The sequence below is a fragment of the Marimonas arenosa genome (genome assembly GCF_030848945.1).
Classification (GTDB): Bacteria; Pseudomonadota; Alphaproteobacteria; order Rhodobacterales; family Rhodobacteraceae; genus Marimonas; species Marimonas arenosa.
This window is the reverse complement of sequence record NZ_JANHAX010000005.1, coordinates 130,405-146,005: the sequence shown is the minus strand read 5'-3', so window position 1 is coordinate 146,005 and position 15,601 is coordinate 130,405. Positions and strand designations below refer to the sequence as shown.

Here is a 15,601-nt window from a genome sequence, read left to right as displayed (position 1 = left end):
CGGGAGCAAGGCCCCTTGCCCGGTTCTTGAAACAGGGCGGGACAGGTCCCGCCCTATATCATCGGGCGACTTAGGCGCCCGGGTTGCACTTGCCCAGGTCGCCGCCGGCGAACATCGGGTGATCGGGTGCGTACTCGACCTGAGCGCGCGGGGTCACCTCGACGATTTCGAGCAGGTCGAACTTGTTGGCGGGATTGTCTTTCCCCTTCATGACCAGAACGTCCTTGAAGCACTGGTGGTCGTCGGCGCGGTAGAGCGTCGGGCCGTTGCCCATGCCGTCGAACTCGAAGCCTTCCAGGGCTTCGGCAACACCGCACGGGTTGAAGGTGCCGGCGCGTTCACAAGCATCTGCGTAAAGCAGGGTCTGCACGTAGCAGGTGTGGGCCGAGCCGGAGGGCGGACGGCCGTACTTTTCGCCGAACGACTTGACGAACGCCTTGGTGCCTTCGTCGGTCAGCTGCCAGTTCCAGTTCATCGAGCCGATCACGCCCTGCACGTTTGCGCCGGCGCCTTCGGCCATCAGCTCGGAGTAGAGCGGCACGACGATTTCGAACTGCTTGCCGTTGACCATCTTGTCACGCAGGCCGAACTGCACCGCGTTGGTCAGCGAGTTCACCATGTTGCCGCCGTAGTGGTTCAGCACCAGCACGTCCGCACCCGAGTTCAGGACCGGAGTGATGTAGGACGAAAAGTCGGTTGCGGCGAGCGGAGTCAGCACGTTGTTGACGGTTTCCCAGCCCATGGCTTCGGTGGCCGCGGCGACCGATTCCTGCTGGGTCCAGCCCCAGGTGTAGTCGGCGGTCAGGTGATAGGCGCGGCGGTCGGTGCCGTATTCCTTGGCCAGCACCGGGGCGAGAGCAGCGCCTGACATGTAGCCGTTGAAGAAGTGACGGAAGCCATTGGCCTTCTTGTCCTTGCCGGTGGTGTCGTTCGAGTGGGTGAGACCGGCCATGAAGATCACGCCAGCGTCCTGGCACAGGCCCTGCACGGCAATCGCCACGCCCGAGGACGAGCCGCCGTTGATCATGATGGCGCCGTCTTTTTCGATCATCGACTTGGCCGAAGCGCGGGCGGCGTCCGACTTGGTCTGGGTGTCGCCGGTGACGAACTCGACCTTCTTGCCGAGGATGCCGTTGCCTTTCAGCGCCTTGGAGCTGAAGGTGTTCATCATGCCACCGTCGCCCATGCCGTTGAGGTGCTCGACAGCGAGCTCCTGGGCGCGCAGTTCGTCGAGGCCTTCTTCGGCGTAGGGACCGGTTTGCGGCACGTTGAAGCCCAGGGTGACGGTGCCACCGGTGGGTTCGTTGGTGTAGGCGGCCGCCGAGCTGGCGGTAAAGATCGTCGGCAGCGCGACGCCGGCGCCGGCAACGGCGCCAGATTTCAGCACGCCGCGGCGCGTGAGGTTGGATTTGGTCATGGAATTCCTCCCGTTACGTAAGCTCTGCGGGAAGGTCTCCTCTCAAAAAGCCCCCCGCAATGGCACGAATGTGCAAACCAATTATCCCGGAGTTGGAGTAAATTTCGCAACAATTGCTTGTGGTGAAACAATATTTTTGTAAAAAAATGAACTGTTGGTATCGGTTGGTTGTAAATAAGTTCACGAAAGTTGCGGGAAAGCTGTTGAAAAGGCGAAAGAAATCACATGGTGCAAGAGACAGTTCGGACGCGGCTGACTGGCAGTCGGATCCGAGAAAGGCGGATGCTGCAGGGGGTGCGGCAGGCAGATCTGGCCCGCACGGTGGGGGTGTCACCGTCCTATCTCAACCTGATCGAGCACAATCGGCGTAGAATCGGCGGCAAGCTTCTGGTCGACATCGCCGCGGCGCTGGACGTGGAGCCGTCGCTGCTGGCGGAAGGCGCCGAGGCGGCGCTGACGGCGCGGCTGCGCGCGGCCGCGGCCGAGGCCGACGAGGAAGGAGCCGAAATCGCCCAGGCCGAGGCCTTCGCCGGCCGGTTCCCGGGCTGGGCGCGGCTGGTGGCGGCGCAGCAGCGACGGATTGCCCGGCTGGAACGGGCGATCGAGACTCTGACTGACCGGCTGGCACATGACCCGCACCTGGCGGCGACGCTGCACGAGGTGCTAGACACTGCCACGGCCATCCGGTCGACCGCCGCAATTCTGGTCGAGACCCGCGAGATCGAACCCGAGTGGCGCGACCGGTTCCATCGCAATATCAACGAAGATGCCGAGCGGCTGGCGGACGGTGCGCGCAACCTGGCCGGCTATCTCGACTCGGCCGGCGATGCCGGGCGCGAAGGCAGTTCGCCGGAAGAAGAGTTCGAAACCTTCCTGGCGGCGCAGGGTTGGCATGTCGCGGCGCTCGAGGACCCCGACGGCGCGAGCCCGCGGGAAATTGTCGGGGCTGCGCGCGATCTTGTCTCGACCAGCACACAGACGCAGGCGCTGGCCTGGCTGAGCCGCTATGAGGTGGATGCGCGGGCGATGCCGCTGGAGGCCGCGCAGGCGGCGGTGGCCGAGGCCGGTCCCGACCCGCTGGCGTTGGCGGCGCGGTTCGGGGTGGACCTGGCGACGGCGATGCGGCGCATCGCGAGCCTGCCGGGGCGGGTGGCGGGGCTGGTAAGCTGCGACGGCTCGGGCACGATCACCTTTCGCCGCCCGGTCGAGGGCTTTGCCCTGCCGCGGTTCGGCGCGGCCTGCCCGGTCTGGCCGCTGTTCCGGGCGCTGTCGCGGCCGCAGGTGCCGCTGTTCGAACGGCTGGTGCAGCCGGGCCGGGGCGAGGCCGGGGAAGAGCCAGGTTTTGCAGCCTATGCCATCGCCCAGCCGCGTGGTGCGCCGGGGTTGAACCGCGAGCCGCTTTACGAGGCGCATATGCTGATCCTGCCGCAGGAGGGCAGCGAGCCGGCGACCCCGGTCGGGGCCAGTTGCCGGGTCTGTTCGGTGCGCGACTGTGCGGCGCGGCGCGAGCCATCGATCATGGGCGAGGGGCCATGACATCGGCGATCGCATCCGTTGCAAGGGATGCAATGGGTTTTGACTTGTGCCTGGTGATTGAGGATAACGGCAACGGGGCGCCGGATGGGGAGTTGGCCGGCCCCGGGGAGGACAAGGAGACATGGGCAAGCACGTCCTGCTGATCGAGGATGAGCCGAATATCATCGAGGCGATCAGCTTTATCCTGTCGCGCGACGGCTGGAAGGTGGACACGCATTCCAACGGCCAGACGGCGGTGGCGGCGGTGCATGAGAAACGCCCCGATCTGGTGATCCTCGACGTGATGCTGCCGGGGAGGAGCGGTTTTGACATCCTCAAGACCCTGCGCGCCGAGGCTGCGACGGCGGAACTGCCGGTGCTGATGCTGACCGCGCGGGGCCAGACCAAGGACCGCGAGATGGCCGAGAAGATGGGTGCCAGCCGGTTCATGACCAAGCCCTTCTCGAATGCCGAGGTGCTCGACGCGGTGCGGGCGCTGGTGGCGGGGTGAGCGGCGGACCGCAGCCGGACGGTGGCCAGCGCCCGTCGACGGGCAGCCGGGCCGGTCCGGTGTTCCTGGAACGGGCCAACTACCGCAAGCGCCGGTTGATCGACGCGATCCGCTTGATACCGGTTCTGGGCGCCTTGCTGTGGGCGATTCCGCTGATGTGGGCACGGGGCGACACCCCGAGTTCGGCCGCGCTGCTGTATCTGTTCGGGGTCTGGGTCGTTCTGGTGGGCGGGGCGGCTTTGCTGACCCGTGCGTTGGGCGGGGCGGACTGGGAGGATGACAACGGCGGCGCTCCCGGGGAGGGCGGCTGATGGCGGTGCTGAACATCCTGGTTGCCGTCTGTCTGACCTATGTGGCGATCCTGTTCCTGGTCGCCTTCATGGCCGACCGGGCGGCGATGAGAGGGCGGGCGGTCTGGCTGCGCTCGCCGCTGGTCTATACCTTGTCGCTTTCGATCTATTGCACTGCCTGGACCTTTTACGGCGCGGTCGGCAACGCGGCGCGGTCGGGGCTGGAATACGTCACTATCTATATCGGCCCGACGCTGGTGATGGTCGGCTGGTGGTGGGGGCTCAGGAAACTGGTGCGGGTCGGCCGCGCCCAGCGGGTGACCTCGATCGCCGACCTGATCTCGAGCCGCTACGGCAAGTCGCCGCTCCTGGCGGTGATGGTGACACTGATGGCGGTTCTGGGCACCACGCCCTATATCGCGCTGCAACTGCAATCGGTGACGCTGTCTTTCGCCGCCTTTGCCGGCACCGCTGAGGGTGCCCGCCCGGCCGACAGCCAGTCGACTGCGCTTTGGGTGGCCGCGGGGCTGGCGGTGTTTACCGTGCTGTTCGGCACCCGAAACCTCGATGCCAACGAGCGCCATAACGGCGTGGTCATGGCGATCGCGCTGGAAGCGGTGGTCAAGCTGTTCGCGCTGCTGGCAGTGGGGGTGTTCGTGGTCTGGGGCCTGGGCGGAGGGCTGAGCGAGACACTGGCGCGGATCGATACCAGCGAGATCGGCCGCTGGCAGGTGGCGCCGGGGCGCTGGGCGGGGATGATTTTCCTGTCGGCCGCGGCCTTTTTGACCCTGCCGCGGATGTTTCAGGTGCTGGTTGTGGAAAACGAAAACGAGGGCCACCTGCGGCTTGCGAGCTGGATGTTCCCGGCTTACCTGATGCTGATCAGCCTGTTCGTGCTGCCGATCGCGGTGACCGGGCTGGAGCGGATGCCAGCCGGGTCGAACCCCGACCTTTTCGTGCTGACGGTGCCGTTGAGCGAAGGCCAGACGGGGCTGGCGATGCTGTCCTTTCTCGGCGGGTTCAGCTCGGCCACTTCGATGGTGATCGTGGCGGCGATCGCGCTGTCCACCATGGTGTCGAACCATATCGTGGTGCCGATCTGGCTCCGGCTGGCGCATGGCGGCGCGCTGGTGTCAGGCGATGTGCGCAACCTGGTGCTGCTGTCACGGCGGTTCTCGATCGCCGGGGTGCTGCTGCTGGGTTACCTGTATTTCCGGGTGTCGGGAGGCGGCGCGGCGCTGGCGGCAATCGGACTGGTGTCTTTCCTGGGCGTGGCCCAGTTCCTGCCAGCGATGCTGGGCGGGCTGTTCTGGCGCGGCGCGACGCGCTCGGGCGCGATCGCCGGGCTGAGCGTGGGCTTCGCGGTCTGGACATGGTCGATGCTGCTGCCGAGTTTCGGCGCGGGCGGCGTGCTGAGCGCCGGGATCCTGGCCGAAGGGCCGTTCGCGATCGGCTGGCTCCGGCCGCAGGCGCTGTTCGGCATCGACGGGCTCGATCCGCTGGTGCACGCGATCCTGTGGTCGATGGTGCTTAACACGCTGGCCTTTGTGGCGGTGTCGCTGGTGTCGTTCCCGTCACCGCTGGAGCGGCTGCAGGGCGCCCAGTTCGTCGACGTGTTCCAGCATTCCGGCGGGCGCCAGAGCTGGACCGGCGGCATGGCCCAGAGCGAAGACCTGTTGATCATGGCGCAGCGGATCATGGGGGCGGGAGATGCTCAGCGGCTGTTCCAGCGCGAAGCACAGCGCCAGGGGCTGGCGGGCTACTTGCCCGAACCGAGCCCCGATTTCCTCAACGTGCTCGAGCGCGAACTCAGCGGTTCGGTCGGGGCGGCGACGGCGCATGCGATGGTGGGTCAGATCGTCGGCGGCGCCAGCGTGACGGTCGAGGACCTGATGGCGGTGGCCGACGAGACCGCGCAGATGATGGAATACTCCAGCCAGCTCGAGGCGAAATCGGCGGAGCTGGCGCGCACTGCCCGGCAGCTGCGCGAGGCCAACGAGAAGCTGACCCAGCTTTCCGTGCAGAAAGACGGATTTCTCAGCCAGATCAGTCATGAACTCAGAACGCCGATGACCTCGATCCGGTCGTTTTCAGAGATCCTGCGCGACACCGCGGGTCTGACCGAGATGGAGAAGGGACGATATGCCGGGATCATCTATGGCGAGACCGTGCGGCTGACCCGGCTGCTGGACGATCTTCTCGACCTGAGCGTGCTGGAGAACGGGCAGGTGCGGATGAACGTGTCCCATGGCTCGCTGGGTGACGTGATCGACCACGCGGTGGCGGCGGCCGGTGGCGCGGTTGGTCTCCAGATCACCCGCGACCGCGAAGTCGAGGCGATCTTGGTAGAGACGGACCTGGACCGGTTGGCGCAGGTGTTCATCAACCTGATCGCCAATGCCCAGAAATACTGCGACGCCGAGCGGCCCGAGCTGCGCATCAGCGTAGGCCGCAGTGGTGGCATGCTGAACGTGGACTTCACCGACAACGGCAGCGGTATTCCGCGCGATGCCCAGGAGGTGATTTTCGAGAAATTCTCGCGCGTGAGTGACCGCGAAGCCGGCGGGGCCGGGCTGGGTCTGGCGATCTGCCGCGAGATCATGACCCGGCTGGGCGGCAAGGTTGCCTATTTGCCCGGGCAGGGCGGCACGGCCTTCCGTGTCAGCCTGCCCGAAAGGGCGCAACTGGCGGCGCAGTAATCCAGCGCTGGGGTAGCGGGCGGCACGGGATTTTCCGGCCGTGCTAATCCATTGGTAACCACTCGAGCCTTATGCTGGCCCGGCAGATCCGCGAAAGGCGATGCGGAGGGTATGGACGAAGCTGAACGAACACATGTGCTGCAGCGCAAGGCGCGCAGTGGGCGCGAGGAGCACCAAGCCCGGGTGATGACGCCGCCACGGGCGCTGCGGCTTTCGCTGGCCCGGGTGGCCGACGAATTGTTCGGGCTGCCGCTGAGCGTCAGCTCGATCCATGTCGGCGAAACCGGGCAGGATGGCACGGTCGCCGGATTTGCCGACGATCATCTGATCGTGGTGCTTGACGGGCCAGAAGGCTCGATCGGCGCGGTATCGGTCGATCTCGCGGTGCTGTCCGGCCTGATCGAAATGCAGACAACCGGCCATGTGGTCCCTCGCGACCCGGACCCGCGGATGCCGACCCAGACCGACGCCGCGCTGGTGGCGCCGCTGATCGACGGGATGTTGGCGGGTTTTGCCGAGAACCTGTCCGAGGCGCCGGAAACGGGCTGGGCGCGCGGGTTCCGTTTCGGCGCGATGATCGAGGAAACGCGTCTTCTGGGGCTGCTGCTGGAGGCGCTGGATTTCCATGTGTTCCGGCTGCAGGTCGACCTCGGCGGCGGAGCCCGGAGCGGCGAGATCATGCTGGCCCTGCCGGTTGTGGCGGCGCCGCAGGCGGACTGCCCGGACCCCGGTGCGGGCGCGGTCGCAGAGCGGGCGACCGGCGCGGGAGGGTGTTCGCTGCGGCTGGGCCAAGGCGCCCTGATGGACGCGGAAGCCTGCCTGACTGCGGTATTGCATCGCATCCGCCTGCCTCTGGCGGAGATCGGCGCGCTCAGGCCGGGCGACGTTCTGCACATCCCGCGAACGGCGCTGGCCGAGACCCGTCTCGAAACCGGCACCGAGCGCAACGGAATTGCCTGTCGGTTGGGGCAGATCAACGGTCATCGCGCCGTACGCCTGAACGCCGGGGCCGGAGGAGCTGCGGCCGCTGCCGCAGACGCCGACGCGATGAGCTGGCCGCAGCCGCCGACGATGCCGGAGCCAAGACGGTCCGAACCGGCGCAGATCGCGGCGGCGATCGGCGCGACGGAGGAGGCGCCGGACCCGGACCGGGAACGGACGCAGGCAGGCGGCGCGGCAGTAACCGGTCAGCGCGACCATCATGCAGATCCGGCCGCGCCAAACAGCCTGCCGGAGGATCTGCACGCAACGGAAGCGGCCGCCGGGGTTGGCAACGAAAGCGCACCGGTTCTGCCGGGTGCACCGGATTTGCCGGACCTCTCCGATCCGGGCGATCTCGGCGATGTCTCGGATCTGCCGGAACTGGCGCTAGATGCATAGCCCGGTGATCCCGGCCGGCGCGCCGCGTCGGAGACAGAGTGAGACCCAGGAGTTGGGCAGTATCACAACTGCCTGCCCGCGGGGTCTGTACCGCCCGGAGGCGTGCTGGCCGTGACCCGGCACGCAAGAGAAATCGCGTTTCAAAGATGCGCACCATTTCGTCTCGACGGCCTGGGGCCGCGACGTGGTGTCAGGCGGTAATGGTTTGTGCCAGGTAGGGCGCGAGGCCGCTGACGTCGTAGCCCGCGGCGGCGGCGGCGGCGATGATGTCTTGCGGCGGTATCGACCCGGCCTGGGTCAGCGCCCAGGCGTTGGTGCTGCGCGTGCCAGTGCGGCAATAGGCCAGAACCGGCGCTTCGGCAGACTGAAACATCTCGCGCAGCTTCACCACCACGTCGACGGTCAGCGACCGGCTGTCGAAAGGCAATTCGAGAAAGGTCAGCCCCTCGGCCTCGACCGCCGCGCGGATCTGGGCGGCGTGCAGTTCGGGCGGGTTTTCGGAATCGGGCCGGTTGCAGATCACGGTGCGGAAGCCGGCCGCGGCGATCTCGGCGGCATGGTCCGGGCCGATCTGGGGCGAGACGGAAATCGTCGGTGTCAGTCGCTTGATGTCCATGCGCCGGCTGTAAAGCGAGACGGGGCGCCTGTCCAGCGCCCCGTTTGCCGCATCTGTAACCGGCGTGATCAGAGCTTGTTGACGGGCACTTTGAGGAACACGTCGCCCCGGGCATCCGGTTCGGGCATGCGGCCGGCGCGCATGTTGACCTGAAGCGACGGGATGATCAGTTTCGGCATCGCCAGCGTCGCGTCGCGGGCATCGCGCATTTTGGTGAACTCGTCTTTCGACTTGCCGGCACCGATATGGACGTTCTTGGCCTTCTGCTCGCCCACCGTGGTTTCCCAGGCATAGTCGTCGCGACCTGGCGCCTTGTAGTCGTGGCCGACAAAGATGCGGGTATCTTCGGGCAGGGTAAGGATTTTCTGCACCGACTCGTAGAGCACGGCCGAGGAGCCGCCGGGAAAGTCGCAGCGCGCGGTGCCGAAGTCGGGCATGAAGAGCGTATCGCCGACGAAAGCGGCGTCGCCGATCACATAGGTCAGGCAGGCCGGCGTGTGGCCCGGGGTGTGCAGCACGTCGCCGCGCAGTTGGCCGATATGGAAACTGTCGCCCTCGACGAACAGCTTGTCGAATTGTGAGCCGTCACGCTGGAATTCGGTGCCTTCGTTGAACACCTTGCCGAAGGTGTCCTGCACCACGGTGATGCGATCGCCTATGCCGATCTTGCCGCCGAGCTGCTCCTGGATATAGGGTGCGGCGGACAGGTGGTCGGCATGGACATGGGATTCCAGCAGCCACTCGACTGTCAGGCCTTCGGATTTCACCCAGGCGATGACCTCGTCGGCGGAGCGGGTATCGGTGCGGCCGGAGGCGTAGTCGAAGTCCAGCACCGAGTCGATGATGGCACAGGCGGTGCCGTTGGGATCGCGCACTACATAGGAGATGGTGTTGGTGGCATCGTCGAAGAAGGCTTTGACAATCGGGGTCATGGTCTTTCCTTCGGTTGAATGGTGTATTTCAGGTGTCCGTTTTTCATATATTGATCTCCGCATGTGTTTCAACCCCGGGCCGCTGCCATATTTGACTTGCATCAAGGTTACGTGAGCAGGCAGATGGGATGATCGCATCTGCCCGAAACGGAGGACCGTCATGACGTCGATCAAGAAACGCCGCGCTCAGTTGCTCAAACGGCTCTCCGAGCTTGACGAGCGCTTGCACGATATCGAGGAGGAGTTCGATGGCCACCAGTCGAAAGACTGGGAGGAAATGGCCACCGAGCGTGAAAACGATGAGGTTCTTGAAGGCCTGGGTGTGGCCGGTCGGGAAGAGATTACGCGCATCCGGGCGGCGCTGCAGCGCATCCGCGAAGGCGAATATGGCTTTTGCATGAAATGCGGCGAGGAGATTTCCGAGGCCCGGCTCGACGTGTTGCCGGACACGCCGTTCTGCAAGACCTGCGCGGCCAGCCTCTAGGCGGCGCGGCTTTGGCAATTTGCCTGCCGCAAAGGAGATGGCCATGACGAAAGACGAATTCGAACGTGCCTTCGAAGCTTTGTCGCAAAGGATTGCGGCGTTGCCCGAGGCCGAGCGCCAGGCCTGCCGCGGCGAGCTGCATGCCCTTGTCGAACGTGCCGAAGCGGCGGGGTTGCATATTCCCGAGGCGGTGCTGTCGCTCGACGAACAGTTGAGCGATGCCGCAATCGAAGCCCAGTTCGACAATCTGCCGTTGTAACCGCTGGTTCTGCGGCCTGAAGGCTTGCGTGCGACACGGCTTTCGCCGAAAGTCACACGGGGAAATCGCGTGCAGAGTTTAAGGGTTGGCGGGCCGAATTGGCGGACAAGATCGAATACGAGACCAGAGACGGCGTTGCGGTCCTGAGCCTTGCGGCAACGACCGAGGGGAAGCCGTGCGTCATGGACACAGCCGCCCGCGCAGAGCTGTTGCAGGCCCTTGATCGCGCCGAAGCGGAGTCCGAGGTCGAGGCGGTTGTGATCACCGGCCAGGACCGCAGTTTTCCGGGGGGCATACCGGTGACGGAGATCGCCGGCGGTGAAGCAGCGCCGACGCTGGGAGAGATCTGCCGCCGGATTGCCGAGTTTTCGAAGCCCGTTGTGGCCGCGATGCGCGGCGAGGTGGTCGACGGTGGGCTGGCCTTGGCGCTGGCGGCGCATGCACGGTTGGCTGCGGTCGGCACGCGGCTCGGTCTGACCGCCATCCGGCGCGGGCTGGTGCCGGGGGGCGGGGTGACCCAGCGCCTGCCGCAACTGGTCGGTGCGGGTCCCGCGATCGAGATGATTTTCGCCGGCCGAGTGCTCGGGGTCGAGTCGGGCCATCTGCGCGGGCTTTGCCGCCGGATCGTGCCGCGCGACGTGGTCGGAGAGGCGGTAGAGGCGGCGCGTGAGTTGGCTGCGGCGGGGTTCCCTGTCGTTCAGGAGGGCCTGCCGCCCGGTCTGTCCGACCCGATCGGGTATCAGGAGGCCTTGGCGGCACGACGGGCCGCGCCGTCGGCGTTGCCGCCTGAAGCGGCGGCGGCGCTGACCTGTATCGAGGCGGCGCAGCTGCTGCCGCTCGAGGCCGGGCTGGCCATGGAAGAAGATTTGCGTGCCGAACTGAGGCAGACCGCGCGGGCGCAGGGGCTGATCCGCACCATGGCGCTGGAGGCGAGAGGTCCGGGCGGTGCGGCGGCGCGGCGGCAGCTGACCGTTCTGGGCGACGGGCCGACGGCGCTGATCCTGGCCCGCCGGGCGCTGGAGGCGGGGCATGACGTGGTGCTGGCCGAGCAGCGCGACGGCGGCGCCCAGGCCGGGATCCGGCGCATTGCCGCGTGGCTTGGTCAGGAAGTGACGCGCGGCCAGCTGTCGGACGCGGCGCAGGCGGCGCAGATGGAGCGGCTGTCTGGTGGGCCGTCCGGCGAGATGCTGCAATCGGCGGAGATCGTGATCGAGGCCTGCGACGCGCCGCTCGAGATGATGGCCGCGCTGGTGAAAAACATTCTTTCGGCCGTGGGCGGCGGTGTGCCGGTGCTGCTGAGCTCGAATATGGAGCTGCAGGCGGATCGGCTTGCGAGCCTGCTCGAGGCGCGGGTTCTGGGCCTGGCGCTGAGCCCGCACCCGGGAACCGGTCAGCGCGGGCTGGCCGAACTCGTGGTTGCGCCGGATGCCGATGGCGGTGCGGTGACCCGCGCCGCGGCGCTGGTGCGGCGTCTGGGCTATGGGCTTGTGATCTGCCCGGCGCGGCGTGGGCTGCTGGCCGGGCGGCTCAAGGCGGCGATGTTGGCGGCGTCGGCGTGGTGTGTCGCCCGGGGGGCCGGGCCGCAAAAGGTCGATGCGGCGCTGGGCTGGCCGTTGGGCCCGTTCCACCAGGCGGATGTCGAAGGGCCGGCGGTGCAGGTGGAACGGTTCGCCGTGCTCGGCTGGCCGGCGTCCTACGGGCAGCTTTTTGATGGTTTCGATCATGCGGGGCGGAAGGGCCGGGCCTCGGGGCGGGGCATTTTCAGCTATGCCCAGCAGGGGGCCGCAGGGGACTACGACGCCGCGGCGCAGGCGCTGATCGGCGAGTGGCGCGGTGGCGGCGAAACCGAGGCGCTGTCGCCAGCTTCGATCCGACGGCGGGTGTGGTCGGCGCTGTTCAGCGCCGGGCTGCGGCTGCTGGATGAGGGGGCGGCGCTTGACGCGGGCGATGTCGATCTGGCCGGGTTGGAGGCGTTGGGTGTGCCACGCGCCAGCGGAGGGCCGATGAAGACCGGTGAAATTCGCGGGCTACTGACGGTGAAGCGTGAGCTCGAAGCTTGGGAGGCCGACGCGCCGGAACTGTGGGCGGCGTCGGAGCGTTTGACCGAGATGGTAAAGAACGGCGAAGGCTTCGGGTTCTGACGGCTCTGGCCGCTCAACCCAGCGTAATCCCGATTACCACCATCATCAACCCGATGGCCGAGACGAAGAGCGCAGCCAGGTTGATCGGCAGGAGGCGCTGGATGCGGCTGCGCAGTTCGTCGTCGTCGCCGGTTTCACGCTTGGCTGCGCTGACCTTGACTCCGACATAGAGCAGCCCGGCAATGCCGAGGATCGTGACGAGGGCACCACCCCAGATCAGCGGTTGCATGTGTGTCCCCTTGCGTTGGTTCGACCGTCTGCCCGGCTAGCCGATTGCGCCGCGCGGCGCAAGGGGCGCGACACGTGCGCTACCCTCTTGCGGGGGAGCGGACAGGGCGTTAGCAAGGACATCCGAAACATGAGGAGACCCGGGCCATGCAAGACGACATCACCCCCGACGCCGGCGAGGCCAGCTATCGCGTGACGGCGGGTGAGCTGCGCCAGTTCGTCGAGCGGTTCGAGCGGCTGGAAGCGGAAAAGAAGGACATTGCCGACCAGCAGAAGGAGGTGATGGCCGAAGCCAAGGCGCGGGGCTATGACACAAGAGTCATGCGCAAGCTGGTCGCGCTGAGAAAGCGTGACGCCGACGACCTCGCCGAAGAAGAGGCGGTGCTGGAGATGTACAAGCAGGCGCTTGGGATGTGAGCCGAGGCGGGGAAGGGGCGCGACCGTCGCCCGCGAGGCCGCCTGAAGAGGCGGACGCGCCGTCGGCCTAGGGCTGGAGGAAGTTGACCCCAGGCATGCGGGCAATCTCGAACACGTCTTCCTCGTAGATCTCGGTGAGTTCGTCGACCAGTTCCTCGGTCCAGCCGGGCACGTCGAGTTCTTCCTCGATCATATCCTCGCGGGCATATTTGTCGAGAAACGCCACCATCACCCGGCGCTTCTGGATCTCGGTCATTACCGGATGCTGTTTGAGGTAGGCGCGGAAGCGTTTCATCCCTTCCTTGGTCATGATCTCGGCCAGAAGGTCGAAGCCGCCTTTGATCTTGCGGCCCGGTTCGATGCCGGCAAGTTCGCGAATGATCTGGGCCCAGATCAGCGGCGAGTCTTCGTTGCACCAGATGGTGAGCGGCACATCGGGATGCGCGTCGCGCAACCGAGCCACCAGTTCCGACCAGCGTAGATCACGCGGATCGGTTCCCGAGGTCAGTTCGAAGAAGTCCTCGACCGGCGCCTTGTCGTAGAGCGCTGGCAGGAAGGTGGCAGGGTTACGCAGGGCGAAGAACAGCTCGATCCCGTCGCAGGCGAAAAGCTGCTTGAGCTGCGACACCCGGGCCACCGCCTTGTGATAGAAGACGCCTTTCGTAGCGGCGAATTTCGGCAGCGAGAAGAAGCTCTGGTTCGACAGCAGAAGCCGGTCGGCGTCTTCGCCTTCGAGGATTTCCTCGAGCAGGATGTCGCGCGCGTCCGGTGCCGGCGCCGCATGGGCCAGCGCGCCCAAGGTTTCGTTGACCAGTTTGCGATACCGGCCCGGCGGAGGCACCAGCGCGCCTTCCTCGGCGAAATCGCCGCGATTCTTCAGCAGGCATTTCAAAACGCGGTCTTCGTCGGTGCGGTGCAGACCGACATGGAAGATCACTTGCATGTATTACGCTCGCCCCGGTTTTCCTGGCAATTTTGCCGCAGTATAGGCTGTTTTCTGGACGAGGAAACCGTAATCGGGCAGAAGGGTGCGATGGCATCGCGAGAGATATCAGACCCCGCACCGTCGGCACTGCGCCGTTTCGCCGCCTGGATCGATCCGTGGTCCGGGGGGGCGGTGCTGATCGCGCTCATTGTGCTGGCGCCGATCATCGCCGTGCTGGGGATCGCGCTGTTTCCCACCGACAACATCTGGCCGCACCTGATGTCGACGACATTGCCGCGGTACCTGACCAATACGCTGATTCTGATGACCTCTGTCGGGCTATTGACGGCGATGATGGGCACGGGGGCGGCGTGGATCGTTGCGCGCTATCGGTTTCCCGGCTCTGGCTGGCTGGAGTGGTTGCTGCTGCTGCCGCTCGCCGTGCCCGGCTATGTCGGGGCCTATGCTCTGGTCGATCTGCTGGAATATGCCGGGCCGGTGCAGACCGGCTTGCGCGGCCTGTTCGGCTGGCAGAGCGCGCGCGACTACTGGTTCCCGGAAATCCGCTCGATGGGGGCGGCGATCATCGTGCTGTCGGCGTCGCTGTACCCCTATGTCTATCTGCTGAGTCGGGCGGCGTTTCGCGAACAGTCGGGCAGTTCCGAGGAGGTGGCGATGTCGCTCGGGGCGGGCGCCTTTGCGCGGTTCCGCCGGGTCGGGCTGCCGCTGGCGCGGCCGGCCATCGCCGCCGGCGTCGCCATCGTGATGATGGAGACGGTAAACGATTTCGGCACGGTCGATTTTTTCGCGGTGCAGACCCTGACCACGGGCATTTTCAGCGTCTGGCTGGAAAGCAACAACGCCGGCGGGGCCGCCCAGATCGCCAGCGTGGTGTTGGGGCTCGTGATCCTGTTGGTCACGCTTGAGAAAGTGTCGCGCAGCAAGGTGCGGTTCTTCAATCTTGCCCGGCAGCATCGGCCGGTGGAGCGCAAGCGGCTGCGCGGCGGGCAAGCGCTTCTGGCGCTGGGACTGTGCTTTGTCCCGTTCTTCATGGGCTTTCTGCTGCCGGCCGGGGTGATCCTGAACCACGCGCTGGGCAACGCCCGGGCCTGGGCGGATCGCGCCCTGTTCGAAGCGTTGTGGAACACGGTGAGCGTGGGTGGGCTGGCGGCGATCGTCACTGTCGTGGCAGGGGTCTTCATGGTCTACGGGGCGCGGATTTCCGGCCGCCAGCTGCCGCGGCTGCTGATGCCGGTGACCGCGATCGGCTATGCCGCGCCGGGGGCGGTGCTGGCGGTGGGGATCCTGATCCCGCTCGCCGCGCTCGACCACCGGTTGGCCGATACGGTCGAGGCTCTGACCGGCCACGATATCGGCCTGCTGCTGACCGGCACAGGTTTTGCGCTGGTGCTGGCCTACGGCGTGCGCTTCTTCGCCATCGCCCAAGGCGCGGCGGATGCGGCGATGGGGCGGGTGTCGCCGTCGCTGCCGATGGCGGCGCGGTCACTGGGCCGGACCCAGGGGCAGACGCTCTACGAGGTCTACTACCCGCTCATTCGCGGCTCGGTCGGCTCGGCGCTGCTGCTGGTGTTCGTCGACTGCGTGAAAGAACTGCCGGCGACATTGCTGCTGCGCCCGCCCTTCGGTTTCGACACGCTGGCCACCCGGGTGCACGAGCAGGCCAGCTTGGAAAACCTGAGTGGCGCGGCCCCGGCCGCAGTTCTGATCATCGCCGTCGGGCTGCTGGCCGTGGCGCTGCTGGCGCGCGCCAATCGCTGACACAGCGT

General features: G+C 66.5%; 15 protein-coding genes. 10 read left to right on the top strand and 5 right to left on the bottom strand.

The genetic code is table 11. From position 1 onward, the window contains the following. Positions 1-70: 70 nt before the first annotated feature. Positions 71-1,417, bottom strand: coding sequence for a substrate-binding protein (locus NO357_RS15855; protein WP_306736680.1), 1,347 nt, complete (start codon positions 1,415-1,417; stop codon positions 71-73). Positions 1,418-1,642: 225 nt separating this feature from the next. Between NO357_RS15855 and NO357_RS15850 the strand changes: the two genes are divergently transcribed. The 5 genes from NO357_RS15850 (at position 1,643) to NO357_RS15830 (ending at position 7,812) form a co-directional block, all read left to right on the top strand. Continuing rightward, complete coding sequence (locus NO357_RS15850) at positions 1,643-2,953, top strand: XRE family transcriptional regulator (RefSeq protein ID WP_306736679.1); 1,311 nt, start codon at positions 1,643-1,645, stop codon at positions 2,951-2,953. 121 nt (positions 2,954-3,074) lie between these two features. Further along, positions 3,075-3,443, top strand: a complete 369-nt coding sequence (locus NO357_RS15845) for a response regulator transcription factor (protein WP_306736678.1) — start codon at positions 3,075-3,077, stop codon at positions 3,441-3,443. Further along, on the top strand, positions 3,440-3,754 hold the full coding sequence (locus NO357_RS15840; protein WP_306736677.1) for a hypothetical protein: 315 nt from the start codon (positions 3,440-3,442) through the stop codon (positions 3,752-3,754). The genes NO357_RS15845 and NO357_RS15840 overlap by 4 nt, the downstream gene beginning before the upstream one ends. Beyond that, positions 3,754-6,432: an ATP-binding protein gene (locus NO357_RS15835; protein ID WP_306736676.1), complete on the top strand. Its 2,679-nt coding sequence runs from the start codon at positions 3,754-3,756 to the stop codon at positions 6,430-6,432. Before NO357_RS15840 ends, NO357_RS15835 begins: the two co-directional genes overlap by 1 nt. Positions 6,433-6,543: 111 nt before the next feature. After that, positions 6,544-7,812 carry a FliM/FliN family flagellar motor C-terminal domain-containing protein gene (locus tag NO357_RS15830; protein ID WP_306736675.1) on the top strand — a complete coding sequence of 423 codons (1,269 nt, stop codon included), beginning with the start codon at positions 6,544-6,546 and terminating at the stop codon, positions 7,810-7,812. 190 nt (positions 7,813-8,002) lie between these two features. Here the strand turns inward: NO357_RS15830 and NO357_RS15825 are convergent, their stop codons facing one another. Then, positions 8,003-8,428 carry a protein tyrosine phosphatase family protein gene (locus NO357_RS15825; protein ID WP_306736674.1) on the bottom strand — a complete coding sequence of 142 codons (426 nt, stop codon included), beginning with the start codon at positions 8,426-8,428 and terminating at the stop codon, positions 8,003-8,005. 68 nt (positions 8,429-8,496) lie between these two features. Further along, entirely contained in the window at positions 8,497-9,360 is an 864-nt protein-coding gene (locus NO357_RS15820; protein ID WP_306736673.1) for an MBL fold metallo-hydrolase, read from the bottom strand. 160 nt (positions 9,361-9,520) lie between these two features. Between NO357_RS15820 and NO357_RS15815 the strand changes: the two genes are divergently transcribed. The 3 genes from NO357_RS15815 to NO357_RS15805 all read left to right on the top strand — a co-directional run bounded on the left by NO357_RS15815 (position 9,521) and on the right by NO357_RS15805 (position 12,244). Then, positions 9,521-9,844, top strand: coding sequence for a TraR/DksA family transcriptional regulator (locus NO357_RS15815; protein WP_306736672.1), 324 nt, complete (start codon positions 9,521-9,523; stop codon positions 9,842-9,844). Positions 9,845-9,887: 43 nt separating this feature from the next. Beyond that, complete coding sequence (locus NO357_RS15810) at positions 9,888-10,103, top strand: hypothetical protein (protein WP_306736671.1); 216 nt, start codon at positions 9,888-9,890, stop codon at positions 10,101-10,103. A 182-nt stretch (positions 10,104-10,285) separates the two neighbouring features. Beyond that, positions 10,286-12,244 (top strand): enoyl-CoA hydratase-related protein, encoded by a 1,959-nt coding sequence (locus tag NO357_RS15805; protein ID WP_306736670.1) that lies wholly within the window; start codon positions 10,286-10,288, stop codon positions 12,242-12,244. Between the two features lie 13 nt (positions 12,245-12,257). On the opposite strand, the gene NO357_RS15800 is transcribed toward NO357_RS15805, so the two are convergent. Continuing rightward, positions 12,258-12,473, bottom strand: coding sequence for a hypothetical protein (locus tag NO357_RS15800; protein WP_306736669.1), 216 nt, complete (start codon positions 12,471-12,473; stop codon positions 12,258-12,260). A gap of 146 nt (positions 12,474-12,619) precedes the next feature. Here NO357_RS15800 and NO357_RS15795 point away from each other — a divergent pair, with 146 nt between their 5' ends. Next, positions 12,620-12,889, top strand: coding sequence for a DUF2312 domain-containing protein (locus NO357_RS15795; RefSeq protein ID WP_306736668.1), 270 nt, complete (start codon positions 12,620-12,622; stop codon positions 12,887-12,889). Positions 12,890-12,956: 67 nt separating this feature from the next. Here NO357_RS15795 and NO357_RS15790 read toward each other — a convergent pair whose 3' ends face one another. Beyond that, positions 12,957-13,832, bottom strand: a complete 876-nt coding sequence (locus tag NO357_RS15790) for a hypothetical protein (protein ID WP_306736667.1) — start codon at positions 13,830-13,832, stop codon at positions 12,957-12,959. Between the two features lie 90 nt (positions 13,833-13,922). Here NO357_RS15790 and NO357_RS15785 point away from each other — a divergent pair, with 90 nt between their 5' ends. Beyond that, complete coding sequence (locus NO357_RS15785; protein ID WP_306736666.1) at positions 13,923-15,593, top strand: ABC transporter permease; 1,671 nt, start codon at positions 13,923-13,925, stop codon at positions 15,591-15,593. The last annotated feature ends 8 nt before the right edge of the window (positions 15,594-15,601 follow it).

Bases quoted from the DNA above. Each gene is read 5' to 3' on its own strand.
- NO357_RS15820 (WP_306736673.1), bottom strand. From the start codon at position 9,360: ATGACCCCGATTGTCAAAGCCTTCTTCGACGATGCCACCAACACCATC.
- NO357_RS15815 (WP_306736672.1), top strand. From the start codon at position 9,521: ATGACGTCGATCAAGAAACGCCGCGCTCAGTTGCTCAAACGGCTCTCC.
- NO357_RS15850 (WP_306736679.1), top strand. From the start codon at position 1,643: ATGGTGCAAGAGACAGTTCGGACGCGGCTGACTGGCAGTCGGATCCGA.
- NO357_RS15790 (WP_306736667.1), bottom strand. From the start codon at position 13,832: ATGCAAGTGATCTTCCATGTCGGTCTGCACCGCACCGACGAAGACCGC.
- NO357_RS15785 (WP_306736666.1), top strand. From the start codon at position 13,923: ATGGCATCGCGAGAGATATCAGACCCCGCACCGTCGGCACTGCGCCGT.
- NO357_RS15800 (WP_306736669.1), bottom strand. From the start codon at position 12,473: ATGCAACCGCTGATCTGGGGTGGTGCCCTCGTCACGATCCTCGGCATT.
- NO357_RS15810 (WP_306736671.1), top strand. From the start codon at position 9,888: ATGACGAAAGACGAATTCGAACGTGCCTTCGAAGCTTTGTCGCAAAGG.
- NO357_RS15830 (WP_306736675.1), top strand. From the start codon at position 6,544: ATGGACGAAGCTGAACGAACACATGTGCTGCAGCGCAAGGCGCGCAGT.
- NO357_RS15825 (WP_306736674.1), bottom strand. From the start codon at position 8,428: ATGGACATCAAGCGACTGACACCGACGATTTCCGTCTCGCCCCAGATC.
- NO357_RS15805 (WP_306736670.1), top strand. From the start codon at position 10,286: ATGGACACAGCCGCCCGCGCAGAGCTGTTGCAGGCCCTTGATCGCGCC.
- NO357_RS15845 (WP_306736678.1), top strand. From the start codon at position 3,075: ATGGGCAAGCACGTCCTGCTGATCGAGGATGAGCCGAATATCATCGAG.
- NO357_RS15835 (WP_306736676.1), top strand. From the start codon at position 3,754: ATGGCGGTGCTGAACATCCTGGTTGCCGTCTGTCTGACCTATGTGGCG.
- NO357_RS15855 (WP_306736680.1), bottom strand. From the start codon at position 1,417: ATGACCAAATCCAACCTCACGCGCCGCGGCGTGCTGAAATCTGGCGCC.
- NO357_RS15795 (WP_306736668.1), top strand. From the start codon at position 12,620: ATGCAAGACGACATCACCCCCGACGCCGGCGAGGCCAGCTATCGCGTG.